This is a genomic window from Pseudomonas sp. HMSC076A11 (assembly GCF_001810205.1).
GTDB classification, from domain to species: Bacteria; Pseudomonadota; Gammaproteobacteria; order Pseudomonadales; family Pseudomonadaceae; genus Pseudomonas; species Pseudomonas aeruginosa.
Genome location: NZ_KV800269.1, coordinates 1 through 26,333, shown reverse-complemented (window position 1 = coordinate 26,333; position 26,333 = coordinate 1). Strand labels below are relative to the sequence as shown.

25 protein-coding genes and 1 pseudogene are annotated in these 26,333 nt (G+C 65.2%); 9 read left to right on the top strand and 17 right to left on the bottom strand.

Going from position 1 to position 26,333, the window contains the following annotated elements:
* Positions 1-43 precede the first annotated feature (43 nt).
* The 4 genes from HMPREF2716_RS03230 to HMPREF2716_RS03215 form a co-directional block, all read right to left on the bottom strand.
* The gene (locus tag HMPREF2716_RS03230; protein WP_070621811.1) at positions 44-394 is read right to left on the bottom strand and encodes a NirD/YgiW/YdeI family stress tolerance protein; all 351 of its coding nucleotides are present in this window, start codon (positions 392-394) and stop codon (positions 44-46) included.
* An 83-nt stretch (positions 395-477) separates the two neighbouring features.
* The gene (locus HMPREF2716_RS03225; protein WP_003121726.1) at positions 478-1,467 is read right to left on the bottom strand and encodes an SdiA-regulated domain-containing protein; all 990 of its coding nucleotides are present in this window, start codon (positions 1,465-1,467) and stop codon (positions 478-480) included.
* Positions 1,468-1,565: 98 nt separating this feature from the next.
* Entirely contained in the window at positions 1,566-2,231 is a 666-nt protein-coding gene (locus HMPREF2716_RS03220; RefSeq protein WP_003110705.1) for a fumarylacetoacetate hydrolase family protein, read from the bottom strand.
* Positions 2,232-2,322: 91 nt separating this feature from the next.
* Entirely contained in the window at positions 2,323-3,717 is a 1,395-nt protein-coding gene (locus HMPREF2716_RS03215; protein ID WP_003112948.1) for an FAD-binding oxidoreductase, read from the bottom strand.
* Between the two features lie 203 nt (positions 3,718-3,920).
* Here HMPREF2716_RS03215 and serA point away from each other — a divergent pair, with 203 nt between their 5' ends.
* Positions 3,921-5,150, top strand: a complete 1,230-nt coding sequence (gene serA / locus HMPREF2716_RS03210) for a phosphoglycerate dehydrogenase (protein ID WP_003112947.1) — start codon at positions 3,921-3,923, stop codon at positions 5,148-5,150.
* Positions 5,151-5,207: 57 nt separating this feature from the next.
* On the opposite strand, the gene HMPREF2716_RS03205 is transcribed toward serA, so the two are convergent.
* Positions 5,208-5,645, bottom strand: coding sequence for a DUF4399 domain-containing protein (locus HMPREF2716_RS03205; protein ID WP_003084345.1), 438 nt, complete (start codon positions 5,643-5,645; stop codon positions 5,208-5,210).
* A 292-nt stretch (positions 5,646-5,937) separates the two neighbouring features.
* Here HMPREF2716_RS03205 and HMPREF2716_RS03200 point away from each other — a divergent pair, with 292 nt between their 5' ends.
* Both HMPREF2716_RS03200 and HMPREF2716_RS03195 read left to right on the top strand, forming a co-directional pair.
* On the top strand, positions 5,938-6,708 hold the full coding sequence (locus HMPREF2716_RS03200) for a cystine ABC transporter substrate-binding protein (RefSeq protein WP_010793552.1): 771 nt from the start codon (positions 5,938-5,940) through the stop codon (positions 6,706-6,708).
* A 71-nt stretch (positions 6,709-6,779) separates the two neighbouring features.
* On the top strand, positions 6,780-7,472 hold the full coding sequence (locus tag HMPREF2716_RS03195) for an amino acid ABC transporter permease (protein ID WP_003084339.1): 693 nt from the start codon (positions 6,780-6,782) through the stop codon (positions 7,470-7,472).
* A gap of 4 nt (positions 7,473-7,476) precedes the next feature.
* Here the strand turns inward: HMPREF2716_RS03195 and HMPREF2716_RS03190 are convergent, their stop codons facing one another.
* A complete protein-coding gene (locus tag HMPREF2716_RS03190) occupies positions 7,477-7,971 on the bottom strand; it encodes a 2-thiouracil desulfurase family protein (RefSeq protein ID WP_003112945.1) in 495 nt (164 codons plus the stop codon).
* 265 nt (positions 7,972-8,236) lie between these two features.
* Between HMPREF2716_RS03190 and HMPREF2716_RS03185 the strand changes: the two genes are divergently transcribed.
* The gene (locus tag HMPREF2716_RS03185) at positions 8,237-8,791 is read left to right on the top strand and encodes a DUF6160 family protein (RefSeq protein WP_003084327.1); all 555 of its coding nucleotides are present in this window, start codon (positions 8,237-8,239) and stop codon (positions 8,789-8,791) included.
* Positions 8,792-8,812: 21 nt separating this feature from the next.
* On the opposite strand, the gene HMPREF2716_RS03180 is transcribed toward HMPREF2716_RS03185, so the two are convergent.
* Positions 8,813-9,511 (bottom strand): 2OG-Fe(II) oxygenase, encoded by a 699-nt coding sequence (locus HMPREF2716_RS03180; RefSeq protein ID WP_019485286.1) that lies wholly within the window; start codon positions 9,509-9,511, stop codon positions 8,813-8,815.
* Between the two features lie 48 nt (positions 9,512-9,559).
* Between HMPREF2716_RS03180 and HMPREF2716_RS03175 the strand changes: the two genes are divergently transcribed.
* Positions 9,560-10,312 carry a hypothetical protein gene (locus HMPREF2716_RS03175; RefSeq protein WP_003084320.1) on the top strand — a complete coding sequence of 251 codons (753 nt, stop codon included), beginning with the start codon at positions 9,560-9,562 and terminating at the stop codon, positions 10,310-10,312.
* A 19-nt stretch (positions 10,313-10,331) separates the two neighbouring features.
* On the opposite strand, the gene HMPREF2716_RS03170 is transcribed toward HMPREF2716_RS03175, so the two are convergent.
* Complete coding sequence (locus HMPREF2716_RS03170; protein ID WP_003084318.1) at positions 10,332-11,273, bottom strand: phospholipase BipL; 942 nt, start codon at positions 11,271-11,273, stop codon at positions 10,332-10,334.
* A gap of 76 nt (positions 11,274-11,349) precedes the next feature.
* Between HMPREF2716_RS03170 and HMPREF2716_RS03165 the strand changes: the two genes are divergently transcribed.
* Together HMPREF2716_RS03165 and HMPREF2716_RS03160 are read left to right on the top strand one after the other, a co-directional pair.
* Positions 11,350-11,961, top strand: coding sequence for a DUF6436 domain-containing protein (locus HMPREF2716_RS03165; protein WP_070621810.1), 612 nt, complete (start codon positions 11,350-11,352; stop codon positions 11,959-11,961).
* A gap of 104 nt (positions 11,962-12,065) precedes the next feature.
* Positions 12,066-12,569: a hypothetical protein gene (locus HMPREF2716_RS03160; protein WP_003084314.1), complete on the top strand. Its 504-nt coding sequence runs from the start codon at positions 12,066-12,068 to the stop codon at positions 12,567-12,569.
* Here HMPREF2716_RS03160 and HMPREF2716_RS03155 read toward each other — a convergent pair.
* Entirely contained in the window at positions 12,548-13,600 is a 1,053-nt protein-coding gene (locus tag HMPREF2716_RS03155) for an AraC family transcriptional regulator (protein ID WP_070621809.1), read from the bottom strand. The genes HMPREF2716_RS03160 and HMPREF2716_RS03155 overlap by 22 nt on opposite strands.
* A 110-nt stretch (positions 13,601-13,710) precedes the next feature.
* On the opposite strand from HMPREF2716_RS03155, the gene hacB reads away from it, so the two are divergent.
* Positions 13,711-16,098 carry an N-acylhomoserine lactone acylase HacB gene (gene hacB / locus HMPREF2716_RS03150; protein ID WP_023518274.1) on the top strand — a complete coding sequence of 796 codons (2,388 nt, stop codon included), beginning with the start codon at positions 13,711-13,713 and terminating at the stop codon, positions 16,096-16,098.
* Between the two features lie 177 nt (positions 16,099-16,275).
* On the opposite strand, the gene HMPREF2716_RS03145 is transcribed toward hacB, so the two are convergent.
* The 8 genes from HMPREF2716_RS03145 to HMPREF2716_RS03110 form a co-directional block, all read right to left on the bottom strand.
* Positions 16,276-17,145 (bottom strand): ABC transporter permease subunit, encoded by an 870-nt coding sequence (locus tag HMPREF2716_RS03145; RefSeq protein WP_003084307.1) that lies wholly within the window; start codon positions 17,143-17,145, stop codon positions 16,276-16,278.
* Between the two features lie 82 nt (positions 17,146-17,227).
* Complete coding sequence (locus HMPREF2716_RS03140; protein ID WP_003121722.1) at positions 17,228-18,109, bottom strand: ABC transporter permease subunit; 882 nt, start codon at positions 18,107-18,109, stop codon at positions 17,228-17,230.
* A gap of 26 nt (positions 18,110-18,135) precedes the next feature.
* Complete coding sequence (gene potA, locus HMPREF2716_RS03135; RefSeq protein WP_003084303.1) at positions 18,136-19,290, bottom strand: polyamine ABC transporter ATP-binding protein; 1,155 nt, start codon at positions 19,288-19,290, stop codon at positions 18,136-18,138.
* Positions 19,291-19,344: 54 nt separating this feature from the next.
* Positions 19,345-20,442, bottom strand: coding sequence for a spermidine-binding protein SpuE (gene spuE / locus HMPREF2716_RS03130; RefSeq protein WP_070621808.1), 1,098 nt, complete (start codon positions 20,440-20,442; stop codon positions 19,345-19,347).
* Between the two features lie 418 nt (positions 20,443-20,860).
* Positions 20,861-21,964 (bottom strand): putrescine-binding protein SpuD, encoded by a 1,104-nt coding sequence (gene spuD, locus HMPREF2716_RS03125; RefSeq protein WP_003084299.1) that lies wholly within the window; start codon positions 21,962-21,964, stop codon positions 20,861-20,863.
* Between the two features lie 115 nt (positions 21,965-22,079).
* Positions 22,080-23,450, bottom strand: coding sequence for a putrescine--pyruvate aminotransferase (gene spuC / locus HMPREF2716_RS03120; protein WP_003084297.1), 1,371 nt, complete (start codon positions 23,448-23,450; stop codon positions 22,080-22,082).
* Positions 23,451-23,515: 65 nt separating this feature from the next.
* Positions 23,516-24,874 (bottom strand): glutamine synthetase family protein, encoded by a 1,359-nt coding sequence (locus HMPREF2716_RS03115; RefSeq protein WP_003084290.1) that lies wholly within the window; start codon positions 24,872-24,874, stop codon positions 23,516-23,518.
* A gap of 40 nt (positions 24,875-24,914) precedes the next feature.
* Positions 24,915-25,667, bottom strand: coding sequence for a gamma-glutamyl-gamma-aminobutyrate hydrolase family protein (locus HMPREF2716_RS03110; protein WP_023518273.1), 753 nt, complete (start codon positions 25,665-25,667; stop codon positions 24,915-24,917).
* Positions 25,668-25,945: 278 nt separating this feature from the next.
* Between HMPREF2716_RS03110 and HMPREF2716_RS03105 the strand changes: the two are divergent.
* Positions 25,946-26,333 (top strand): annotated as a pseudogene (locus HMPREF2716_RS03105) (glutamine synthetase); the annotation flags it as partial.

The following is a 26,333-nucleotide window of genomic DNA, read 5'->3' as shown; positions in this document are numbered from 1 at the left end:
CCCCGCCTCTCTTCCGGGAGGCGGGCCGTTTCGATTCAGGGCCTTACTTGATCACTTCGACGAACTCGACATCGATCTCGCGGCCGACCAGGTCGCGGTCGACTTCGCCGGTCAGCTTGACCCGGGTCTTGTCGTTGATTTCCATCGGCGGGAAGTCTTCGTCGTCGATCTCCACCTTCATGCTGCCGGTGGCATCGCGGAACTCGTAGATGTCGCCCTTGATGCGCTTGACGATGGTGCCCTGGAGGACCACCGGGGTGTCGTCGGCGGCTTCCAGCGCGGCCTTCACCGTGGTGGTGGTCGGGGTAGCGCCCGGGCCGGTATAGCCGGCGGCCAGGGGGACGGTGGAGAACAGGCCGATGGCAGCGATGAGGGGCAGGTGACGAAGTTTCATGGGTAACGCCTCGTAGTTGGTTTCGATGGGTCCAGGCTACGAAGCCTTGCTGAAACCAGGCTTAATCGGCGCTTAAGCGAAGCTTAATCGGCGTCGCTGGTGGCCAGGCGCTCGCCGCTCTTCTTGCGGAACACGTAGAACAGGTTCGGCTCGCTGACCATGTAGATCGTGCCCTCGTCGTCGATGGCCACCCCTTCGGCGCGCGGGATCTTGCTGTCCAGGCCGTTGAAGCCGCCGAGCAGGCTGATGAAGCTGACCGGCTCGCCCTTCTCGTCCAGCTCCAGCAGCAGATGCGATTCGGCCGACAGCACCAGGGTATGGCCGGTACGCGGGTCGACGCTGAGGGCCGAGACGTTGCGCATGTACAGGTCGTCGCTCGGTAGCGCGGTCATCGCCCCGCTCAGGCTCGGCCCGCCGTCGCTCTTCCAGCTGAACAGGGTCATCGGATCGCGCTCCTTGCTCAGCAACAGACGCTGCTGGCGCGGATCCCAGGCGATGCCCTCGAAGCCCTTGTTCTTCTTGCCGATATTGCCCAGCGGGAATTCGGCCAGGCTCTTGGTGCTCAGCTCGGCGGTCTGCGGGTCGACATGGAAGATGGTCAGGGTATTGCGGCGCTCGTCGGTCACCGCGACGTTGCCGTTCTCCAGCACCGCCACGCCTTCGGGATTGCTCAGGCCGAGCAGCGGGATGGTGCGCAGCACGTCGCCGGTGAGCGACAGCTCCACCAGCAGCGGCCGCTTGCCGGTAACGGTGAACAGGGTCCTGGTTGCCGGGTTGTAGGCCAGGTCCGAGGTTTCTTCCTCCTCCAGGCCCTGCAACGGCTTGGCGTCGATCACCACCCGATAGCCCGGCAGCCAGATGCTTTCGTCGCGCTGCTGCTGGCTGGCCTGGCTTTCCTTCCACCAAAGGCCGGCGCGATCGTCCCAATGCATGACGATGGTCAGCACCACGCCGACGAGCACGACGAACGCCGGCAGCAGCCAGCGGAAACGGGGAAGCTTGGAGGCAAGGGACATGGGCGAGGCTCGACTGTTTGGCCAGGTGTTTTCTTGGGCGTCGCCATGAAAGGGCATTGCCCCCGGCCTGTCAATCGAAGCGTCGGCCAGCCGACCGACAGTCGTTTCCGCTGCCGGCGCTAGGGAGGCCGGCTGCACCCGGCGGCCGCAGCGGTTCAGAGCACGCGGGTCTCGAAACGGCTGGCGCCCGGCAATTCGAGCAGCAACTCGTCGCCGCTGTTCAGCGGCCCGACCCCGGACGGCGTGCCGGTCAGCACCACATCGCCGGCCTGTAGCGAGAAATGCCCGGCGATGTGCTGGATCAGCGGCACGATCGGATTGAGCATGTCGCGGCTGTTGCCGTCCTGGCGCACCTCGCCGTTGATGGTCAGGCGGATGCCGATGTCGGTCGGGTCGGGAAACTGGTCGGCGTTCACGAACGGCGACAGCACGCCGGCGCCATCGAAGCTCTTTGCCAGCTCCCAGGGCAGGCCCTTTTCCTTCAGTTTCGCCTGGACCTCGCGCAAGGTCAGGTCCAGCGCCGGCGCATAGCCGGAGATCGCGTCGAGGACCTCCTCGCGGTTCGGCTTGCGCGACAGCGGCTTGCCGATCAGCACGGCGATTTCCGCCTCGTAGTGTACCGAGCCGCGCTCCTGCGGCAGGCTCAGCCCGCCGCTCACCGGCACCACGCAGGAGCCGGGCTTGATGAACAGCAGCGGCTCGGTGGGAACCGGGTTGTTCAGTTCCTTGGCGTGTTCGGCGTAGTTGCGCCCGACGCAGACCAGCTTGCCCAGGGGGAAGTGGATCGGGGTGCCGTCGATATATTGATGCTGGTAACTCATTTACCGACTCCTGAACGGGTGGAAAGGCATCCGTGGCGCCCGCCACAGACGAGAAGGGCCGGATGACCGGCCCTCTGCGTTGCGACACCTGCTACTCGGCGAAGATCTTGCCGGGATTCATGATCCCGTTGGGGTCGAACACCGCCTTCAGTGCCTTCATATAGGCAATTTCGGTTTCCGAGCGGGTGTAGGTCAAGTAGTCGCGCTTGGTCATGCCCACGCCATGCTCGGCGGAAATCGAGCCGTTGTACTTCTCGACGGTCTCGAACACCCACTTGTTGACGGTCGCGCACTTGGCGAAGAACTCGTCCTTGCCGAGGTTTTCCGGCTTGAGGATGTTCAGGTGCAGGTTGCCGTCGCCGATGTGGCCGAACCACACCACCTCGAAGTCCGGGTAGTTGGCCTCGACGATGGCGTCGATGTCCTTGAGGAAGGCGGGCACCCGGGAAACCGTGACCGAGATGTCGTTCTTGTACGGCGTCCAGTGGGAGATGGTCTCGGAGATGTACTCGCGCAGCTTCCACAGGTTCTGCAACTGCTGCTCGCTCTGGCTCATCACCCCGTCCAGCACCCAGCCCTGCTCGACGCAGTGCTCGAAGGTGGCCAGCGCCTCGTTGGCGACTTCCTCGGTGGTCGCCTCGAACTCCAGCAGGGCGTAGAACGGGCAGTCGGTTTCGAACGCCCGCGGTACGTCGCCACGGGCCAGGACCTTGGCCAGGGCCTTGTCGGAGAAGAACTCGAAGGCGGTCAGGTCGAGCTTGCTCTGGAAGGCGTGCAGCACCGGCATGATCGAGTCGAAGTCGGGCGTGCCGAGGACCATAGCGGTGAGGTTCTTCGGCGTGCGCTCCAGGCGCATGGTCGCCTCGACCACGAAGCCCAGGGTGCCTTCGGCGCCGATGAACAGCTGGCGCATATCGTAGCCGGTGGCGTTCTTGATCAGGTCCTTGTTCAGCTCGAGCAAGTCGCCCTTGCCGGTGACGACCTTCATCCCGGCCACCCAGTTACGGGTCATGCCGTAGCGAATGACCTTGATCCCGCCGGCATTGGTGCCGATATTGCCGCCGATCTGGCTGGAACCGGAAGAAGCGAAGTCAACCGGGTAGTACAGGCCGTTTTCCTCGGCGAAGGTCTGCAGTTGCTTGGTAACCACGCCCGGCTGGCAGACTACGGTGCGGTCGAAGGCATTGAAGTCGAGTATCCGGTTCATGTAGTCGAAGGCCACCACGACTTCGCCGTTGGCCGCCACGGCCGCGGCGGAGAGCCCGGTACGACCGCCCGACGGGACCAGACCGACCTTGTGCTGGTTGGCCCAGCGGACGATCGCCTGGACCTGCTCGACGCTCTTGGGGAACACGATGGCCAGCGGCGCAGGGGCGAAATGCTTGGTCCAGTCCTTGCCGTAGGCGTCCAGGGAGGCGGCGTCGTCGAGCAGCTTGCCAGGCTCGACCAGGGGCTTGAGCGATTCGATCAGGGCTTCGCGGGTCATTCGGGAACTCTCAAATGATTCATGGTCGTCCTGAGAACAACTCAGGTCGCAACCGGGCAAGGAAAAGGGAGAACATGCTAGCATACGCCCCCCGCGCTTAGTGCCTCTGGGCGCCGAGTTGCGGGTGCCGGCCAGCGCCGGCCGGACCCGCTTCGCGCAGTTCGCTTTCCAGCCACTTCCTCCGGGACAACAGGTTTACGCAGATGAGCAAGACCTCTCTCGACAAGAGCAAGATCAAGTTCCTTCTTCTCGAAGGTGTCCACCAGAACGCCGTGGACACGCTGAAGGCCGCCGGCTACACCAACATCGAGTACCTCAAGACCGCGCTTTCCGGCGACGAGCTGAAGGAAAGGATCGCCGATGCGCACTTCATCGGCATTCGCTCCCGCACCCAGCTGACCGAAGAGGTCTTCGACTGCGCGAAGAAACTGATCGCGGTCGGCTGCTTCTGCATCGGCACCAACCAGGTCGACCTCAACGCCGCCCGCGAACGCGGTATCGCCGTGTTCAACGCGCCCTACTCGAACACCCGCTCTGTGGCTGAGCTGGTACTGGCCGAGGCGATCCTGCTGCTGCGCGGCATCCCGGAAAAGAACGCCTCCTGCCATCGCGGCGGCTGGATCAAGAGCGCGGCGAATTCCTTCGAGATCCGTGGCAAGAAGCTCGGCATCGTCGGCTACGGCTCGATCGGCACCCAGCTCTCGGTACTCGCCGAGGCCCTGGGCATGCAGGTGTTCTTCTACGACACCGTGACCAAGCTGCCGCTGGGCAACGCGGTGCAGATCGGCAGCCTGCACGAGCTGCTGGGCATGTCCGACATCGTCTCGCTGCACGTTCCCGAACTGCCCTCCACCCAGTGGATGATCGGCGAGAAGGAAATCCGCGCGATGAAGAAGGGCGGCATCCTGATCAACGCCGCGCGCGGCACAGTGGTCGAGCTGGACCACCTGGCCGCCGCGATCAAGGACGAGCACCTGATCGGCGCCGCCATCGACGTGTTCCCGGTCGAGCCGAAATCCAACGACGAGGAATTCGCCAGCCCGCTGCGTGGCCTGGACCGGGTGATCCTGACCCCGCACATCGGCGGCTCCACCGCCGAGGCACAGGCCAACATCGGCCTGGAAGTGGCGGAGAAGCTGGTCAAGTACAGCGACAACGGCACCTCGGTGTCCTCGGTCAACTTCCCCGAAGTGGCCCTGCCGTCGCACCCGGGCAAGCACCGCCTGCTGCACATCCACGCCAACATCCCCGGCGTGATGAGCGAGATCAACAAGGTCTTCGCCGACAACGGCATCAACGTTTCCGGCCAGTACCTGCAAACCAACGAGAAGGTCGGCTACGTAGTGATCGACGTCGATGCCGAGTACTCGGACCTGGCCCTGGAGAAACTCCAGCAGGTCAACGGTACCATCCGTAGCCGCGTGCTGTTCTAAGGCAGCGTCCGGCGGAAAGGAAAAAGGAGGCCCAGCGGCCTCCTTTTTTCGTTTCCGTCACTTGACGGTAACGGTGATCTTCTCCGACTCCACGGTCGGCTCCAGCGGCACGTGGTTCTTGTCGCCCACCAGCAGTTGCAGGGTGTGCTTGCCCGGCGGCAGGGTGATCTCGGTTTCGGTCTGGCCCTTGCCGAAGTGGCGGATGTTGTCGGTCATCGGCAGCGGCAGGTTCATCGCCGGCTGCTCCTTCAGGTCCACCAACAGGTGATGGTGGCCGGTATCCGGCATGTCGACGCCGGCCGGCGCCACGCCCATGCCTTTCAGGCCGAATTTCACGGTGAAGGTCTTGTCGACGGTTGCACCATCGGCCGGCGTGATGAAATACACTTTCGCCCCTTCGGGCGCCTTCGTCCGGGGCAGGTCGGCAGCCATCAGGCTGGCGGATGCGCCGAACATCAGGGCGGCTAGACCGAGGCAAGGCAATGTCACTCTCATGGGAGTCTCCTGTTTTCACTTCCGTTAGTACCCGGGAAACACCACTGGACGGAATTTCCCCGGCACTCTTCGTGCCTTCCGAATCAGGGAAAGGCATCGCTGGCACAGCGATTTCCACTGCGAAGCCCGTGGTAGAGCGGCGCTCGCGCACATAATCCGGGTCAATGCCCGCAACCCCTGGAAAGACCGCATGCAACCCAGTAGGTTCGCGATTGTCCAGGACGCGGGCCCGGCTAAGCTGAACGAACAGCATAGGCCCGACCGACGTTCATTCCCACCCGAGGAGTACTACATGCGATTTCTGCCCCGCCTGCTGATGCTGGTATCCCTGGCCGCCCCGCTGGCCCATGCCGAGCTGCTCGACGACGTCCACCAGCGCGGCGCCCTGCGCATCGCCCTGGAGGGCACCTATCCGCCGTTCAACTTCAAGCAGGGTGGCAAGCTCACCGGCTTCGAGACCGAACTGGGCGAACTGCTGGCCGCCGAGCTGGAGGTCAAGCCGGAATTCGTCACCACCGAATGGAGCGGCATCCTCGCCGGCCTGCAGAGCGGCAAGTACGACATCGCGCTGAACCAGGTCTCGGTGAACGAGCAGCGGCGCAAGGTCTTCGACTTCAGCGAGCCGTACACCATCTCCAGCGCCCAGTTGATCGTGCGCGCCGACGACACCCGCCAGTTCAGGTCGCTGGAAGACCTCAAGGGCCTCAAGCTCGGCGTCGGCCAGGGCACCAACTACGCCGACCTGGCGAAGTCGGTGGCCGGGATCAACGTGCGCACCTATCCGGGCGCCCCGGAATACCTGCAGGACCTGGCCAGCAAGCGTATCGACGCGGCGCTCAACGACCGCCTGCTGATCCCCTTCGCCATCCGCGAGGCCAAGCTCCCGGTCAAGCCCGGCGCGGCGGTGGGACCGGTGGCGAACATGGCGATTCCCTACCGGAAGAACAACCCGAAGTTCGGCGAGGCGCTGAACGCGGCGCTGGAGAAGATCAAGGCCGACGGCCGCTTCGCCAAGCTCTCGGAAAAGTGGTTCGGCCTGGACGTCAGCCAGCCGCCGAAGTGAGTTCCCGCCCGAACGGGGGAAGCGGCCGCGTCCGAGGGACGCGGCCGTCGTGTTTGTCGATGGAGTGTTGAATGAATTCGCTGCAGAAATTGCTCGAATGGCTCGCCAACCTGGTCGAGCTGCTCGGGATGGCCTGGCCCTTCCTGCTCCAGGGCGCGATGTATACCGTGCTGTTCGCCGCGGTATCGATGGTCCTGGGCCTGATCCTCGGCTTCAGCGTCGCGGTGGTCCGGGTGACCAAGGTGCCGGTGGTCTCGCAGATCGCCGCGGTCTACGTCAGCGCCTTCCGCGGGACGCCACTGCTGGTGCAGATCTTCGTCCTGTACTACGGGCTGCCGAGCGTAGGCATCGAGTTCACCCCGGTCACCGCGGGCATCCTGGCGCTGACCCTGAATGTCGCGGCCTATCTCTCGGAGTCCATGCGCGGGGCGATCCTCGGCATCGACAAGGGACAATGGGAAGCCGGGCTCTCGGTCGGCCTGACCTGGGGCCAGACCCTGTGGAACATCATCACCCCGCAGGCCCTGCGCCTGGCGGTGCCGAGCCTGTCGAACAGCCTGATCAGCCTGATCAAGGACACTTCGTTGATCTCCGTGATCACCGTGACCGAGCTGATGCTGGCGACCAAGGAGGTCATCGCCGAGACCTTCCAGCCGCTGCCGCTCTATCTCGCTGCCGCCGGGATCTACTGGCTGCTTTCGGCGCTCTTCGAGCGTGTGCAGAAAGCCCTGGAGAACCGCCTGACCGCGCCGCTGCGACGCTGAGCGTTCAGCCGCCGGCGTCGAGGCCGGCCAGGCAGACCGCGGCGCGGTCCAGTTCATCCTCGTTGAATACCAGCACGCCCATGCGCTTGAGGGCGGCGGCGGTAACGCCCTCGCCGGCGACCCGGTTGCCGTTGAAGCGCCCGTCGTAGTTCTCCAGGTTGCCGCAGGAAGGACTGCGCGCCTTGAGCACGGCCATCCGGATGTCATGGCGGCGGACCAGCTCCACTGCCGCCTCCGCACCCAGCAGGAATGCTTCGCTGACATCCTCGCCGTCGACGGTGAAGACCCGGTTCAGCCGGTCCAGCACTTCGCCGCCCTGGCCGCCGGGGATCTCCGCTGGCGGGCGGGGCGTCGGCAGGCCTCCGGCGACCTCCGGGCAAAGGGCGACGATCCGCCCCTGCGCATGCCAGCGCGAGAGCAGGTCGAACGGGCCATGGCTGCCACCGTCGTAGCGCACCAGGTGGCCCAGCAGGCAACGGCTGACCAGAACCTTCTGCATGGATGCTCCACCCCTTTGACAGGCACACAGAGTAGCCCGCCGCTCGCCGATGGTCACGCCCGGTAACAGTAGCCGGGAAGCACCGGGGAAACCCGCCCTCGACCCAACCGGAGTTAGGCCTCGCGGTAGTGCTCCAGCGCCCGTATGGCGGGGACCAGGGCTATTTCTTGCCGATCCTTAGGATAGAACTGCGGGCGGTCCATGGCGAACCTCCGCCGCCCCGAGCAGACTGGCTTCCCGCGCAACCGCGAAGGACCCGCCCGTCATGCTCCCGACCCGCTCGCTTCTACCGTTTTTCCTGGCCCCCGCGTTGCTCGCCAGCGCTGCCAGCCAGGCGGCCATGGAGGCCCTGGACAACGACAGTCTCAGCCAGGTCACCGGCCAGGCCGGCATCAGCCTGCGCCTGGACCTGCGCGCCGGCGCGGCCAGGGTCGCCTGGGTGGACGACGGCGGCAGCCTCTCGCTGCGCAACCTGGTGATCGACAACGGCTGCGTGAAGGCCGGCGACTGCCCGGACGGGCGCGGCGGCAACATCCCCCTGGGTGCCGCCCAGCTCGGCCTGAGCCTGCCGATCTTCGGCGTCGAGCAGCCGACCCTGGCACTGGACGTGACCACCGGCAGCGGCGGCGGGCAGCAACTGGCGATCAGCCTGCCGGACCTCGCCACCATCAACGACCAGTTGATCGCCAGCGGTCTGCCGGCGCAGCGCATCCGCCTGCGGGTGGCCAGCGACCTGTACATCGGCGACAACTCGATCGGCCGCATCGAACTGCGCGACATCACCGACCTGCGCGGCACGATCAAGGTCTGGGGTCACTGAGGCGGCGACGCCGCCGAGGGTTCAGGAGAGTTGCAGGAGGGATTCGTTGCGCCGGCGGAACCAGCCGGTCAGCGACAGCCGGTCGCGGCTGGCGGGCAGGACTTCGTGCTCGGTGCCGGCGGACATGAACACCACCAGGCTACCGCCCGTCGGCTGGATGTCCACCTGCCGCTGCGGCAGGTGCAGGCGCAGCGCGCCGCCATGCTCGGGCAACCAGGCATCGTTGAGGTAGAGAACCGCGGAGACGGTGCGTGCGTCGTCGTCGCGGAAACGATCGACATGCTTCTGGTAATAGGCGCCCGGCGGGTACAGCGCGAAGTGGCACTCGAAATCCTCGAGGCCGAGGAACAGCGAGGCGTTGAGCGCCTGGCGCAAGCTGTCCATCACCCCCAGGTATTCGTCGCAGGCCACGGATTCTCCGGGCTCCAGCCATTGCGTGAGGTCGCCGCGGATGCCTTCGCGGATCACCTGGCCGTCGCCGCGGCCGATCGCCGCCGGGGTCAGGTCGCCCGCGACCGCACGGATGCGGCACTCTTCGGCCAGTCTGGTGGTCAGACGCTCAGGCATGAAGATGCTCTGGTGCGACCAGCCCTGGTCGACCAGTTCATCGACGATGCGATGCAGGAGTGGATGATTGACGTTGATGTGCATTGTCCATTGTAGCGTGCCGCCCCGGTGTCTCGACAAGCGGTCCGCCGCATGTCGACAATAGCGCCCCATGGACGGCACCACCCGAACGACGAGGCTTTCGCCGCCAAAGGAGTATCAATGCGCGCTTTGCTCGCCTTCGCTTTACTGCTGGTTGGTCTGCCCGCCCTGGCCGACCCTTATCAACGCCTGTACCAGGCCGCTGGCTGGCCCGACCAGCGCGCGCATTTCAGCGATGCCCTGGACGCGGCGCAGAAGCGCTACCAGGACAAGCTGCCACCCGCGCTCTACCAGACCCTGGTGGACAACAGCAATCGCCGCTTCGCCCCGGCCGAAGTCGACCAGCGCGCCCTCAACGGCCTGCGCGAGAACCTGCCGGACAGCGCCAGCCCGCTGAATTTCTTCGAGTCGCCGCTGGGGCGCAAGGTGGTCGCCGCCGAGGTGCTCGCCACCCGCCGCGACCAGTTGCTCCAGCACAGCAACGGCCTGCCGCGGCAGACCGCCAGCGAGCCACGCCGGGCCCTGGTCAAGCGCCTGGCCCAGGTCCTTCCGGCCCGAGAGGCCGGTGCGGAAGTCAGCCTGGCCCTGGCCGGGGTCGCCGCCGACAGCCTCAGCCAGATGCTTCCGGGCCTCCCCGGCCTGCTTGGCGGCGGACAGACCGGCCAGTTGCTGGAAGGCCAGCGCCAGCGCCTGGTACAGCAGATCGGCGCGGACCTGGAGAACACCCTGCTGTATGTCTACCGCGATCTCTCCGACGCGGAACTCACCCAGTACGTGAACTTCGCCGAGTCGCCGGCCGGCCGCAGCTACTACCAGGCGGCCCTGGCCGCGCTGAAAGCCGGCCTGGCGGTGGACCAGGCGGTCGCCCCCTGATCGCCGCGGGGCCTGGAACTCAGGCCCCCAGCGCGTCGCTCAGGAAATCGAAATAGCGCCGCCGCAGCCCCTCGCTTTCGTTCGCCAGGTGATGGCGCGCCTCTTCCAGCAACAGTATCCGCGGCTCGTCGAATTTCTCCCGCAGCACCTTCAGGCCATGGCGCCAGTCCACCGTCTCGTCGGACTCGCCCTGCACCACCAGGGGGCTCAGGGCACGCCGAGGCGCCCGCTCGATGCGCGGCACCCAGCGGGTCAGCGCGCCGACCCAGGCGGTCGGCAGGGTGCGTGGCTGCAACGGATCGTGCTCGCGGAGGAAGTCGAGGAACTGCGGATCGCTGGAGTTCTCCGAGAAGCGCCGCGGGATCGAGTCGACGAAGGGGCTCAGCAGGCGGTAGCTGAGCTTCGACCAGCCCCAGGCGCGCGGGCGCACCAGCGGCGCCAGGAGAATCGTCTCGCCCAGCTCGGGACGTTCGCCGCCGTGCAGCAGGTAGTCCAGCAGGATCGCCCCCCCGGTGCTTTGTCCGCAGAGGTGCCAGGGCGCCGCCAGGTCGAGTTCGGCAGCCTGGCCCAGCAGGCCCTTGAACACCGCCTGGTATTCGGCGAAGTCGCGGATGCTGGCCCGCTCGCCTTCGGACAGGCCATGCCCCGGCAGGTCGCAGGCGAGCACCGAGAAGCCCATGCCCAGCGCCCAGTCGACCACGTGCCGATACAGTCCCATGTGGTCGTAATAGCCATGCATCAGCAACAGGCTGCCGCGCGCTTCCGGCAGCAGCCAGGCCTGCACCGCCAGGCGGCGCCCGTCGACCGCCATGCTGCCGAGCCGCGCTTGCAGGCGCGGATGGCGGGAGCGCAGGTCCAGGCCGTAGTAGGCCTGGTAGGCGAGGACGGCGGCGTCCGCCTCGGCCGCGGCCAAGGGTCGCAGGTGCTGGCGCAGGTAATCGGGGTTGAAGGCTTCTGACATCGGCGGTTCCGGGCTGCAATCGATTCGTGGCCAAGCCACGGGCGAAACCCAGGGATATTCAGCTGCGCGCGAACACATGGCAAGCTTGGCACCCGTTTTCCGTGTGAATGCCATGACTCCCCGCCGCAAGACGCTCCTCGTCAGCCTGGTCGGCCTGCTCTGGGCCGGCGGCCTGCTCGCCGCCTACTGGTGGTTCGAGATCCGCTACATCCGCCCGTTCAGCGAGCAGACCACCCTGTTCTCCGGCGACAGCCTGCGCCTGCCGGCCGAGCTGGCCGGGCCGGGGGCGATCCGCCTGGTGCATTTCTGGGACCCGGCCTGCCCCTGCAACGTCGGCAACCAGCAGCACCTCGGCGAGCTGATCGAACGCTTCGCCGGCAAGGGCGTGGAGTTCCATGTCCTGCAGAAGCCTGGCAGCCAGGGCCGCCTGCCGGACAACCTGGCCGCCCTGCTCCCCCTCGCCGGTCTACCCGGTTCCGAGCAGTTGCCGGCCAGCCCGGCCGTGGCGATCTGGGACCGCGACGGCCGCCTGGCCTACTTCGGCCCCTATAGCGAGGGCGCGGTATGCACCTCCAGCAACAGCTTCATCGAACCGATCCTCGAAGCGCTGCTGCAGGGACGTCCGGTGGATGCCACCCATACCCTCGCCGTGGGTTGCTACTGCCCCTGGACCCCGGGAAAAGGCTGACCTGGCTCAACACCGGGCCTTCCGGAGGGGGCGCCGGACGGCGTAGCGGCTACACTGCCCGGGTCGGCCCACGAGGGGCCGTTGCCGAACCAAGGAGTCGCTGCATGTCCCTACGTCCCACCCTCGCCCTGCTCGCCCTCGTCAGCCTGCCGCTGATGGCCGCCCAGAACGACCCTCAGCCCAGCAGCAAGGAACTGATGAAGGAGCACCAGGCGCAGATCCAGAACGACCTGGCCGACGTCGACTACAAGCGCAAGCGCATCGTCGAGGCCAACATGAACCTCACCGACCAGGAAGGCGAGAAGTTCTGGCCGATCTACAACACCTACCGCACCGAGTCGGACAAGCTCAGCAAGGAAACCCTCAAGCTCCTGCTCGACTACGCCCAGGCCTACAACAGCGGCAACGTCAGCGACGACCAGGCGAGCACGCTGATCGAGCGTGTCGACGACCTCCAGGAGGACCGTCTGGAACTGCGCGACAAGTACGTCAAGCGCATCGCCAAGAACGTCTCGCCCAAGCGCGCCATGCGCTTCCTGCAGATCGAGATCCAGCTCGACGCCATCGCCACCCTGGAGATCGGCCGTCAGGTACCGCTGGTCGAGTAACCCTCTTCCCGCTTCGCCAGCCGCGCCCTGTATTGCTCCGGGGGCGCGGCGTGCCAGCGGCGAAAGGCCCGGTAGAACGGCGACAGCTCGGCGAACCCGCAAGCCTTGGCCACCTCGCGGATGGCGCGACCGGCCAACAGCATCTCGCTCGCCCGCTGCCGGCGAACCTCATCGCGAACCTGCCGGAAACTCGCTCCCCCAGCGGCCAGCGCACGCTGCAAGGCACCGCTGCCAAGGCTCAGCTCCGCCGCGCACTGGCGCAAGCCATAGCCCTCCCCGAGGCGCAGCTCGATCAGGTAGCGCACGCGATTGAGCAAGCGGTTCTCGCTGAGTTCGCGGGACTGTTCTTCCGCGTGGCGGGTCAGCACGTCATGCATGTCCGGATTGGCGTTGCGCGAAGGACGCCGCAGCAAGGCGGCGGAAAACACCAGGGCATCGTGCGGCCGCGAGAACAGCGGCAGCCTGCCGAACAACCGGCGGTGTTCGCCCAGCCGCGGCGGGGCTCGGTGGCGGAACTCGATGCGCTCGGCGACGAACTCGTCGTCGCTGATCAGCGCCAGCAGCTTGAGGAACAGCAGCATCAGGCATTCGATCTGCTGGCGCAGCGAGGCATAGCCCAGGTAGTTGATGTCGAGGATCAGCCTTGCCGTTTCCCCTTCGACCTCGAGGCGCGCGGCGAAACCGCCGGAGAGAATGTGCTGGAAACGCACGAAGCTGCGCAGCGCCTCCTCCAGGTCGCGCGCGGACAGCAGCAGGTAGCCGACCACATCGAGCAGGCGCGGCTTCATTGCCTCGCCCAGGTGCAGGCCGATGTCGGCATCGCCGGTCACCGCCGCCAGTTCGGTCCAGAACAACGGGGCGTTGTCATGCACCAGGCGGCCGCCCAGGGTCGGCGGCGGCAGCGGGATACGCCGGTAGACGCTGCGGTAGACGCGGGTGGGGTCGAGCCCGAGGGCGTCCAGGGCTTCATACAACAGACGCCGCAACGTGGCGGAATGGGTCAGGGGGCTGGTAGACGGGTCGTCCTGCATGGCGGCTCCTCGCGATTGACCAAAGACTTCCAGGGTCCGAGCATTCGGTCAATGCCGCGGGCCGGCGGCATCCGCAGAATGCTCGGCACTACAACAAGGAGAAAGGATCGATGAAACGCACCCTGACCGTGATCGCCGTGGCGGTCGCCGCCGCGGCTGCCGGCGGCGCCTGGTACCTCCATGCCAAGCAGCCGCTCCGCAACGGCTCGCTCGCCCTGGCCCACCTGCAGGCGCCGGTCGACGTGCGCTACGACGAGCGCGGGGTTCCGCACCTGTATGCGCAGAACCAGACCGACCTCTACCGCGCCCTCGGCTACGTGCACGCCCAGGACCGCCTGTTCCAGATGGAAATGCTGCGGCGCCTGGCGCGCGGCGAGCTGGCCGAAGTGCTCGGACCCAAGCTGGTGGATACCGACCGTCTGTTCCGCACCCTGCGCATCCGCGACCACGCCGCCGAATACAGCGCCCGCCAGGACAAGCAGTCGCAGCCCTGGAAAGTGCTGGAGGCCTACCTGGACGGGGTCAACCAGTTCCAGGAAAACAACCCGGCGCCGCTCGAATTCGATCTGCTGGGCATACCCAGGCGTCCCTTCACCCCCGAAGATACCCTGAGCATCGCCGGCTACATGGCCTACAGCTTCGCTGCCGCCTTCCGCACCGAGCCGGTGCTGACCTACATCCGCGACGAACTGGGCAGCGACTACCTGCGCATCTTCGATCTCGACTGGCATCCGCAGGGCGTGCTGACGCCCTCCGGCGCACTGGGCGCCGGCGACTGGAAGGACCTCGGCGCCCTCGCCCGTCTCAGCCAGCAGGCCCTGGAGGACGCCGGCCTGCCGCAGTTCGAGGGCAGCAACGCCTGGGTCGTCGCCGGCAGCCGCACCGCCAGCGGCAAGCCCCTGCTGGCCGGCGACCCGCATATCCGCTTCGCCGCGCCGGCGGTATGGTACGAGGCCCAGCTGAGCGCGCCCGGCTTCGAACTCTATGGCCACCACCAGGCGCTCAACCCCTTCGCCTCGCTGGGCCACAACCGTGCGTTCGGCTGGAGCCTGACGATGTTCCAGAACGACGACCTCGACCTGGTCGCCGAGAAGGTCAACCCGGACAACCCCAACCAGGTCTGGTACCAGGGCGAATGGGTCGACCTGCAGAGCGAGGAGCAGGAAATCGCGGTCAAGGGCGCTGCGCCGGTGAAGCTCACCCTGCGCCGCTCGCCCCACGGTCCGATCGTCAACGACGCGCTCGGCGCCAGCTCCGGCAAGACCCCGATCGCCATGTGGTGGGCTTTCCTCGAGACCGAGAACCCGGTGCTCGACGCCTTCTACCAGCTGAATCGCGCCGATACCCTGGCCAAGGCCCGCGCGGCGGCCTCGAAGATCCATTCGCCGGGACTCAACCTGGTCTGGGCCAACGCCGCCGGCGATATCGGCTGGTGGGCCTCGGCGGCCCTGCCGAAGCGGCCGGAGGGGGTGAACCCGAGCTTCATCCTCGACGGCAGCAAGGGCGAGGCGGACAAGTCCGGCTTCTATCCGTTCGCCGACAACCCACAGGAGGAAAACCCGGCGCGCGGCTATATCGTCTCCGCCAACTTCCAGCCGGTCCCGGCCAATGGCCGGCCGATTCCCGGCTACTACAACCTGGCGGACCGCGGCCAGTGGCTGGATACCCAACTGGCCGACCGCGGCACCAAATGGAACCTGGACAACAGCCGCGCGCTGCAACTCGGCAATCGCACCGGCTACGCGCCACGCCTGCTCGCACCCTTGCTGCCGGTCCTGCGCGAGGTGGTCGACGACGCCGAAGGCAAGCGCCTGGTCGAGCAACTGGCGGCCTGGAAGGGCGACTACCCGGTCGACTCGACCGCCGCCACGCTGTTCAACCAGTTGCTGTTCCAGATTGCCGAGGGCGCCTTGCACGACGAACTGGGCGATGCCTTCTTCGACAGCCTGATCGCCACCCGCGCCATCGACAGCGCGCTGCCTCGGCTGGCTGGCGACGCCGACTCGCCCTGGTGGGACGACCGCCGCACAGAACACCGGGAAACCCGCGCGGATATCGTCAGGACCGCCTGGAACGCCTCCCTCGCGCATCTGCGCAGCACCCTCGGCAACGACCCGTCCGGCTGGCTGTGGGGCAAGGCGCATACCCTGACCCACGAGCACGCCCTGGGCCAGCAGGCGCTGCTCAAGCGCCTTCTCAACGTCGGTCCGTTCGCCGCCCCCGGCACCCACGAGGTACCGAACAATCTGTCGGCGAAGATCGGCCCGGCCCCCTGGGCGGTCACCTACGGTCCATCGACCCGGCGCCTGGTGGACTTCGCCGACCCGACCCACAGCCTCGGCATCAACCCGGTCGGGCAGAGCGGCGTGCCCTTCGACGGCCACTACGACGACCAGGCCGAGGCCTACATCGAGGGCCACTACCTGCCGCAGCACTACGAGGAAAACGAGGTGAAGGCGAACAGCAAGGGCGTGCTGGTGCTGGAGCCGAAGCGCTGAGCCGGCCGGCGTGGGGTCGGGCGAGTAGCCGCATGGTGGTTGTCCGCCGGATACAACGGGCTATCGGCGGATAACGCCTCGGGCGTCGCCCTACGGAGCGTAGCCAGGCATTTCCCGCCACCGACGCGCCAATGAAAAAGGCCACCCGCAGGTGGCCTTTTCTTTTCGGCGGAGGGCTCAGGCCGGGGTCGGCGAGCCTTTCTGCCAGTCGGTCGCGGTCTCTTCCATCGCCTGCTGGATCGCCCGGCGACGCCGCTCCTCGGCCTGGCGGGTGAAGTACCAGGCGAAGAAGGTGAACAGCGAAACGCTCAGCAGGATCAGGCTGGCCACCGCGTTGATCTCCGGCTTCACGCCCAGGCGTACCGCCGAGAACACTTCCATCGGCAAGGTGGTCGAGCCGGGGCCGGAGACGAAGCTGGCCAGTACCAGGTCGTCCAGCGACAGGGCGAAGGACATCATGCCGCCCGCCGCCAGCGAGGGCGCGATCATCGGGATGGTGATCAGCAGGAACACCTTCCAGGGCTTGGCGCCCAGGTCCATCGCCGCTTCCTCGATCGACAGGTCGAGTTCACGCAGGCGCGCCGACACCACCACCGCCACGTAGGACGAGCAGAAGCTGGTGTGGGCGATCCAGATGGTCACGATACCCCGTTCCTGCGGCCAGCCGATCAGTTGCGCCATGGCCACGAACAACAGCAGCAGCGACAGGCCGGTGATCACTTCCGGCATCACCAGCGGCGCGGTGACCATGCCGCCGAACAGCGTACGACCGCGGAAGCGCGGGATGCGGGTGAGGACGAAGGCCGCCAGGGTGCCGAGGAGCACCGAGGAGAACGCCGTATAGAAGGCGATCTCCAGGGAGCGTCCGACCGAGCTGACCAGTTGGGTGTTGTCCAGCAGGCCGACGTACCACTTCACCGACCAGCCGCCCCACACCGTCACCAGCTTGGAGGCGTTGAACGAATAGATCACCAGGATCAGCATCGGCAGGTAGATGAAGAGCAGGCCGACGATCAGCATGACGTTGGAGAAATTCCAGCGCTTCATACCTTGCCCTCCAGTTCTTTGGCCACGCTTCTGGATGGAGAGCCTGTTGAACGGGATACGGAGCGGGATACGCTGTGCTGGCTCATACCTTGCCCTCCAGTTCTTTGGCCTGGTTCTTGTTGAACAGGATGATCGGGATGATCAGGATCGCCAGCATCACCACCGCCAGGGCGGACGCCACCGGCCAGTCGCGGTTGTTGAAGAACTCCTGCCAGAGCACCTTGCCGATCATCAGGGTCTCGGGGCCGCCGAGCAGTTCCGGGATGACGAACTCGCCCACCGCCGGGATGAACACCAGCATGCAGCCGGCGATGATGCCGTTCTTCGACAGCGGCACGGTGATCTTCCAGAAGCTGGTGAAGTTACGCGCGCCCAGGTCGGAAGCGGCCTCCAGCAGGCTCGGGTCGTGCTTCACCAGGTTGGCGTAGAGCGGCAGGATCATGAACGGCAGGTAGGAATAGACGATGCCGATGTACACCGCGATGTTGGTATTGAGGATGGTCAGCGGCTCGCTGATGAGCCCCAGCCCCATCAGTACGCTGTTGAGCAGGCCGTTGTTGGAAAGGATGCCCATCCAGGCATAGACCCGGATCAGGATCGCCGTCCAGGTCGGCATCATGATCAGCAGCAGCAGGACGGTCTGCGAGGACTGGCTGGAGCGGGCGATGGCGTAGGCCATCGGGTAGCCCACCAGCAGGCAGATCAGGGTACTGATGAAGGCCATCTTCAGCGAGCCGAGGTAGGCATCGATGTAGAGCGGGTCATCGGTCAGCATCAGGTAGTTGCCAAGGTTGAGGAGCACCTGCAACTGCTGGTCCGCGTAGGCGAAGATCTCGGTGTAGGGCGGGATGGCCACGTCCGCTTCCGCCAGGCTGATCTTCAGCACGATGGCGAAGGGCAGCAGGAAGAACAGGAAGAGCCACAGGAACGGCACCCCGATGACCGCATGCCGCCCGGTGGGCATGCGCTTTTTCAGGCTGTTGGCGAATTTCATGACTGCAGTACCACGCCGCTGTCGTCGTACCAGCTGATGTACACCGACTGGTCCCAGGTCGGCCGGGCGACGTGGCGCTCGGCGTTGGCCATGAAGGCCTGGACGATCATCCCGGAGGCCAGCTTGATGTAGTACACCGAGTGGCCGCCAAGGTAGGCGATGTCGTAGACGGTGCCCTGGGCCCAGTTGTGCCCGGCGTGTTCCAGGTTGTCCGGCTTCTGCGCGCTGATCATCACTTTCTCCGGCCGCAGCGCGTAGGTGATGCGCTTGTCCTCGGCGCGGGTGCTGATGCCGTGGCCGATGTAGATCGGGTTCTCCAGCTGCGGGCAGGCGATCACCGCATGGTCCTGCACGTCCTCCACCAGCACGCCGTCGAACAGGTTGACGTTGCCGATGAACTCGCAGACCAGGCGGCTCGCCGGGGTCTCGTAGATGTCCATCGGGCTGCCGATCTGCTCGATGCAGCCCAGGTGCATGATGGCGATGCGCTGGGCCATGGTCATGGCCTCTTCCTGGTCGTGGGTCACCATCACGCAGGTCACGCCGACGCGCTCGATGATCTCCACCAGTTCCAGTTGCATCTGCGAGCGCAGCTTCTTGTCCAGCGCGCCCATCGGCTCGTCGAGTAGCAGCAGCTTCGGCCGCTTGGCCAGCGAACGGGCCAGGGCCACCCGCTGGCGCTGGCCGCCGGAGAGCTGGTGCGGCTTGCGCTTGGCGTACTGGGTCATGTGCACCAGCTTGAGCATCTCGGCCACGCGCTCGTCGATCTCGGCCTTGGGCAGGCCGTCCTGCTTGAGGCCGAAGGCGATGTTCTGCGCCACGCTCATGTGCGGGAACAGCGCATAGGACTGGAACATCATGTTGATCGGCCGCTCGTAGGGCGGCAGGTCGGTGATGTCCTGGCCATCGAGGAAGATCCGCCCCTCGGTGGGCCGCTCGAAACCGGCGAGCATGCGCAACAGGGTGGATTTACCCGAACCGGAGCCGCCGAGCAGGGCGAAGATCTCGCCCTTGTTGATGGTCAGGGACACGGTGTCCACCGCCAGCGTCTCGTCGAACTGCTTGGTTACCCGGTCGATCTTTACCAGCACCTCTTTCGGCTGCTGGTTGCCCTCTAGGGCTTTCTTGTAGGCACCGGAGGCTATCGCCATTACCACAACTCCCAAGTCGTTGAGCCCGGTCACGCTACCGGGCGGAATTTGAACTTATTTGCCGGTCTTGATCCGGGTCCAGGTACGGGTCTGCAGGCGCAGCACCTTGGCCGGCAACACGGCGGAAACGTAGAGCTTGTCGAGCACGGCCTGCGGCGGATACACCTCCTCGCTGTCGCTGACGCTCTTGTCCATCAGCGGGCGGGCCCCCGGTATCGCGTTGGCGTAGCCGACGTAGTCGCTGACCTTGGCGATCACCTCCGGACGCAGCAGGTAGTCGATGAACGCGTAGGCGTTATCGGCGGCCTTGGCATCGGCGGGAATCGCCATCAGGTCGAACCACAGGTTGGCGCCTTCCTTGGGAATCACGTACTGGATGTCGATGCCCTTGCCGGCCTCTTCGGCGCGGGCAGCGGCCTGGAAGACGTCCCCGGAATAGCCGAAGGCGACGCAGATGTTGCCGTTGGCCAGGTCGGAGATGTACTTGGAGGAGTGGAAGTAGCTGACGTAGGGGCGAACCTTGGTCAGGACTTCCTCGGCCTTCTTGTAGTCCTTCGGGTCGTGGGTGTTGGGGTCCAGCCCCAGGTAGTTGAGGGCGGCGGGCAGCATCTCGTCGCCGCTGTCCATGAAGGCTACGCCGCACTTGGCGAGCTTCTTCATGTTCTCCGGCTCGAAGAGGATGGCCCAGGAGTCGATCGGCTGGTCACCGAGGACTTCCTTGACCTTGGCCACGTTGTAACCGATGCCGTTGGTGCCCCACAGGTAGGGAACCGCGTACTGGTTGCCCGGGTCGCTGACCTCCAGCTGCTTGAGCAGCGCCGGATCGAGGTTCTTCCAGTTCGGCAGCTTGCTCTTGTCCAGCTTCTGGAAGGCACCGACCTGGATCTGCTTGCCGAGGAAGTTGTTCGACGGCACCACGATGTCGTAACCGGAGTGGCCGGAGACCAGCTTGCCCTCGAGGGTCTCGTTGGAGTCGAAGACGTCGTAGCTGACGTCGATCCCGCTCTCCTTGGTGAAGTCCTTGAGGGTGGTGGGAGCGATGTAATCGGTCCAGTTATAGATGTGCAGGCTCTTCTTCTCCGCCTGCACGGGGCCCGCGATCGCCGTAGCCAGAGCGGCTACCAGCAGTGTCTTGCCAATGGAATGTTGCATGTCCGACTCCTGTTCCGGGCCTTTTCACGGCAGCACCCTGCCTGTTCGACCCGTGTTCTTCAAGTGCCGATGTAAGCCCAGATCACTCGGGTTTCATGACAACCCGACGATTCCGCCGGGAAACATGAGTGAGCTGGGTTCCCTACCGGCGTGTTGGTTTCAGGTTTTCCGGGCCCTCGGCCCCGGTGCGAGCGACACGACCGGCCCCGGCGCGGCAGATTGGCGCAGCGCCCATGGCAGCGTCTTCGTCGTCGATACTGCGTCCGGTCGTCGGGCCCCCAGGAGGAAGCGTCTGGACGAACGGGCAAAAGAGTCGAACCTCTTCGCAGGGGAGCGTGGCCGGAGGAAACCCGGCCGCGTTCCGGTTCTCTCGTGCCGGAGCGCCGGCGGCTTCAGGCGCCGCCGGGCTCCTCGCGGATCACTTGCCGGACTTGATCTTGGTCCAGCTGCGGGTCATCGCCCGCTGGGTCTTGGCCGGCAGGTCGGGGAAGGTATACAGCTTCTTCATGACCTCTTCGCTCGGGTAGATGCCCGGGTCGTTGCGGATCGCCTCGGACACCAGCGGGGTGGCCGCCGCGTTGCCGTTGGGGAACTGAACCACGTCGGTGATCTCGGCCATGATTTCCGGCTTCATCAGGAAGTTGACGAAGGCCAGGGCGCCCTCGGTGTTCTCGGCGTCCTTGGGAATGGCGACCATGTCGAAGAAGCTGCCGGCGCCTTCCTTGGGAATGTTGTACTTGACGGTGACCTTGTTCTTCGCCTCTTCGGCGCGGGACTTGGCCTGGTAGATGTCGCCGGAGTAGCCGATGGCGACGCAGATGTTGCCGTTGGCCAGGTCGGAAATGTACTTCGACGAGTGGAAGTAGGTGACGTAGGGACGGATCTTCAGGAACAGCTCTTCGGCCGCCTTGAGTTCCTTGGGATTGTCGGTGTCCGGCTTGTAGCCGAGATAATGCAGGGCCGCCGGGAGGATCTCGGTCGGCGAGTCGAGGAAGCTGACGCCGCACTGCTTCAGCTTCTGGATGTTCTCCGGCTTGAATACCAGGTCCCAGGAATCCACCGGCGCGTTGTCGCCGAAGGCCGCCTTGACCTTGTCCGGGTTGTAGCCGATGCCGATGGTGCCCCACATGTAGGGAATCGCATGCTCGTTGCCCGGGTCGCTGACTTCCAGGGTGTGCATCAGGTCCTTGTTCAGGTTCTTCCAGTTCGGCAGCTTGGACTTGTCGAGTTTCTGGTAGACCCCGGCCTTGATCTGCTTGGCGAGGAAGGAGTTGGACGGCACCACCACGTCGTACCCGGACTTGCCCGCCAGCAACTTGGCTTCCAGCACTTCGTTGCTGTCGTAGACGTCGTAGACGACCTTGATCCCGGTTTCCTTGGTGAACTTCTCCAGGGTGTCCGGCGCGATGTAGTCGGACCAGTTGTACACGTGCAGCACCTTGTTGTCCGCAGCCTGCGCCATACCGGCCACAGAGCCCGCCAAGGTCAGGGCGAGCAGGGTCTTACCGAAACGTTTCATCATGCGGGGTAGCTCCATTTTTGTTGAAGTATCCGGGCGGTGGCGCAACCGATCGCGTCACCACCCGGTGAGCCTGGCCAACGCACTGGCGCAGTCTGGCAAAAGTCCGCTCAGGGACTCAAGCCAGGACGGCGGCGGCGGTCTGATCGAGGCACTTGCGCGCCAGGGTGATCAACTCATCGATCTGCGACGGATCGATCACCAGCGGCGGCGAGATAATCATAGTGTCGCCCACCGCGCGCATGATCAAACCGTTGCGGAAACAATGTTCCCGGCACAGCATCCCGACGCCCTTGTCGGTGAAACGCTCGCGGGTCTTCTTGTTCTTGACCAGCTCCAGGGCGGCGACCATGCCGACCCCGCGCGCTTCGCCCACCAACGGGTGGTCGGCCAGCTCCTGCCAGCGTTTCTGCAAATACGGTGCCGTTTCCGCCTTCACCTTCTCGATGATCTTCTCTTCGCGCAGGATGCGGATGTTCTCCAGGGCCACGGCGGCCGCCACCGGGTGACCGGAATAGGTGAAGCCGTGGTAGAACTCGCCGCCCTGGTTGAGCACTTCGACGATCTCGTCGCGCACCACCACCCCGCCCATGGGGATGTAGCCGGAGGTGAGGCCCTTGGCGATCGGCATCAGGTCCGGGGCGTTGCCGTAGTACTGGCTGCCGAACCACTCGCCGGTACGGCCGAAGCCGCAGATCACTTCGTCGGCGATGAACAGGATGTCGTACTTGGCGAGGATCTCGCGGATCTTCGGCCAGTAGGTGTCCGGCGGGACGATCACGCCGCCGGCGCCCTGGATCGGCTCGGCGATGAAGGCGGCGACGTTTTCCTCGCCCACTTCGAGAATCTTCTTCTCCAGCTGCTCGGCGGCCCAGACGCCGAACTCGTCCGGCGACATGTCGCCGCCCTCGCCGTACCAGTAGGGCTGGGCGATGTGGACGATGCCCGGGATGGGGAAATCACCCTGCTCATGCAACGCCTTCATGCCGCCCAGGCTGACGCCGGCGACGGTGGAGCCGTGGTAGCCGTTCCAGCGGCCGATCACCACTTTCTTCTGCGGCTGGCCCTTGGTCGCCCAATAGTGGCGGACCATACGCAGCACGGTGTCGTTGGCCTCGGAGCCGGAGCCGGTGAAGAACACGTGGTTCATGCCTTCCGGAGCGACGTCGGCGATCGCCTTGGCCAGCTCGACCACCGGCGGGTGGGCGGTCTGGAAGAACAGGTTGTAGAACGGCAACTCGCGCATCTGCCGGGTGGCGGCCTGGACCAGCTCCTCGCGGCCGTAGCCGACGTTGACGCACCAGAGGCCGGCCATCGCATCGAGGATCTTGTTGCCCTCGCTGTCCCAGATATAGACGCCTTCGGCCTTGGTGATGATCCGCGCGCCCTTCTCGTTCAACTGCTTGTAGTCGGTGAACGGCGGCAGATGGTGGTCGCGGCTCAACGCCTGCCACTCACGGGTCTTGGCGTTGGTGATTTGGCTGTTCATGTCACACCTCTTCTATTCAAGACTGTCCGGGAGCGGCGGACCACGCCGGCCGCCCCCGGTCAGGATCAAACGGAAAGCAGGAGGAATTCCCGCTCCCAGGAGCTGATTACCCGCTTGAAATTCTCGTGCTCCGCACGCTTCACCGCGACGTAGCCGCTGATGAACTTGCTGCCGAGATACTGCTCGAGGGGCTTGCAGTTCTCCATGCGCTCCAGCGCCGCTTCGATCGTCAGCGGCAGGCGCAGGTTGCGGCGTTCATAGCCGCGACCTTTGACCTGGGCGCTCGGCTTGATGCCTTCGACCATGCCGATGTAGCCGCACAGCAGGCTGGCAGCCAGCGCCAGGTAAGGGTTGGCGTCGGCGCCGGCGAGACGGTTCTCGACCCGGCGGTTCTCCGGGCTGGAGTCCGGCACGCGCAGGCCGACGGTACGGTTCTCTTCGCCCCACTCGACGTTCACCGGCGCCGAGGTATCGGGCAGGAAGCGGCGGAACGAGTTCACGTTGGGCGCGAACAGCGGCAGCACTTCCGGGATGAACTTCTGCAGGCCGCCGATATGGTGCAGGAACAGCTCGCTCATGGTGCCGTCGGCATTGGAGAAGATGTTCTTGCCGGTCTTCACGTCGACGATGCTCTGGTGCAGGTGCATCGCGCTGCCCGGCTCGCCGGTCATCGGCTTGGCCATGAAGGTCGCGGCGACGTTGTGCTTGAGCGCGGCCTCGCGCATGGTGCGCTTGAACACCAGGATCTGGTCGGCCAGGTCGAGGGCGTCGCCATGACGGAAGTTGATCTCCATCTGCGCGGTGCCTTCCTCGTGGATCAGCGTATCCAGGTCAAGGCCCTGGGCCTCGCACCAGTCGTACATGTCCTCGAACAGCGGGTCGAACTCGTTGGCGGCGTCGATGGAGAACGACTGACGCCCGGTTTCCTGGCGTCCGGAGCGGCCCACCGGGGCCTGCAACGGATAGTCGGGGTCGTCGCTGCGCTTGGTCAGGTAGAACTCCATCTCTGGCGCCACGATCGGCCGCCAGCCCTTGTCGGCATACATCTTCAACACGCGCTTGAGGATGTTGCGCGGCGACAGCTCGATGGGATTGCCGAGCTTGTCGAAGGTGTCGTGGATCACCATCGCGGTGGGCTCGATGGCCCAGGGGACGAGGAACACGGCATTCTCGTCCGGGCGGCAGACCATATCGATGTCGGCCGGGTCGAGCAGGTCGTAGTAAATGTCGTCTTCCACGTAGTCGCCGGTGACGGTCTGCAGCAGAACGCTCTCCGGCAGGCGCATGCCCTTTTCCGCGATGAATTTGTTGGTCGGCGAGATCTTGCCGCGGGCGATGCCTGTCAGATCGGAAATCAGGCATTCCACTTCGGTGATCTTGCGTTCCTTCAGCCAGCTGGTCAGCTGGTCTAACTTGGTAGTCATAAAGACCTCAGGGTTGAGAGTCCGGCCCCAACAGCCGGACTCAACGTTGCCCCGCCCTCTTGCTGCAGGCCTTACCGAAAGCCTGGAAGATAGCGAGATAGTTGGGGTTCGTCAGAACCTGCCACTCCGGGTGCCATTGCACACCAAGAGCGAAGGCTTTTGCACCTTCTACGGAGATGGCTTCGACCAACCCGTCAGGCGCCAGTGCTTCTACTCGAAGGCCCGGCGCCAGACGATCAACGCCCTGGCCATGGATGGAATTGACCTGGAACTCGCTCGGCAAGCCGATGCCGGCGAGCACTCCGCCCGGCTGCACATGCATGGCATGGCGCGGCGCGTACTGAACCTCGAGCGGCTGGTCGGCCGGCTCGCGGTGGTCCATGAAGGTTCCGACCTCGTGCACCTTCTGGTGCAGGCTGCCGCCGAAAGCCACGTTCATTTCCTGGAAACCGCGGCAGATGCCGAGGACCGGAATGCCGGCGTCGATGGCGGCGCGGACCAGCGGCAGCGTGGTGGCGTCGCGGTCGGAGTCGTGGAGGGTGCCGGGCTCGCTCGCCGGTCCACTATAATGACGGGGCTCGACGTTCGACGGCGAGCCAGTGAAGAGCAAGCCGTCGACGCTGTCCAGCAGGGCTGCCTGGTCGATCGACTCGCCCAGCGCAGGAATGATCAGCGGGATACCGCCAGCGCCGTTGACGACGGCACGCAGATATTTGTCGCCGGCAATGTGGTAGGGATGAAGACCGATCTGCTTGGTGCAGGCGGTGACGCCGATTAACGGCAGGCGAGACATGAGACACCCGTTGTTTGTAGATGTTATGGGGTTTGGCCGAGCTTAGCGTTGTTCATTTTTTTACACAATAGGCCTGTAAAAAATTGAACACGCACTCCTGAACACCCTTCGACGCGAGGTTTTTTTCGGCTTTTCGTCCGGCGAAAACGCCCTGAAAACGGCCTCAACGCCCCACAAGAGGGCGTTTTTGGCGGCTATTGACATCCCACAGGCTTTCGGATTGACTCATAGCCTACCCCCCGCATGATTGAAATTTTTAACAAAAAAGGTGTTGCATCATGTCGGTACCCCAGCGTGCCGTTCAGCTCACTGAACCGAGCGAGTTCCTCAAGGAACATCCCGAGGTCCAGTTCGTCGACCTCCTTATTGCAGACATGAATGGCGTGGTTCGCGGCAAGCGGATCGAACGCAACAGTCTGAACAAAGTCTTCGAAAAAGGTATCAATCTCCCCGCTTCCCTGTTCGCCCTCGATATCACCGGCTCCACCGTAGAGAGTACCGGCCTGGGTCTCGACATCGGCGACGCCGACCGGATCTGCTACCCGATCCCCGGCACCCTCTCCATGGAACCCTGGCAGAAGCGCCCGACCGCGCAACTGCTGATGACCATGCACGAACTGGAAGGCGAGCCGTTCTTCGCCGACCCCCGCGAAGTCCTGCGCCAGG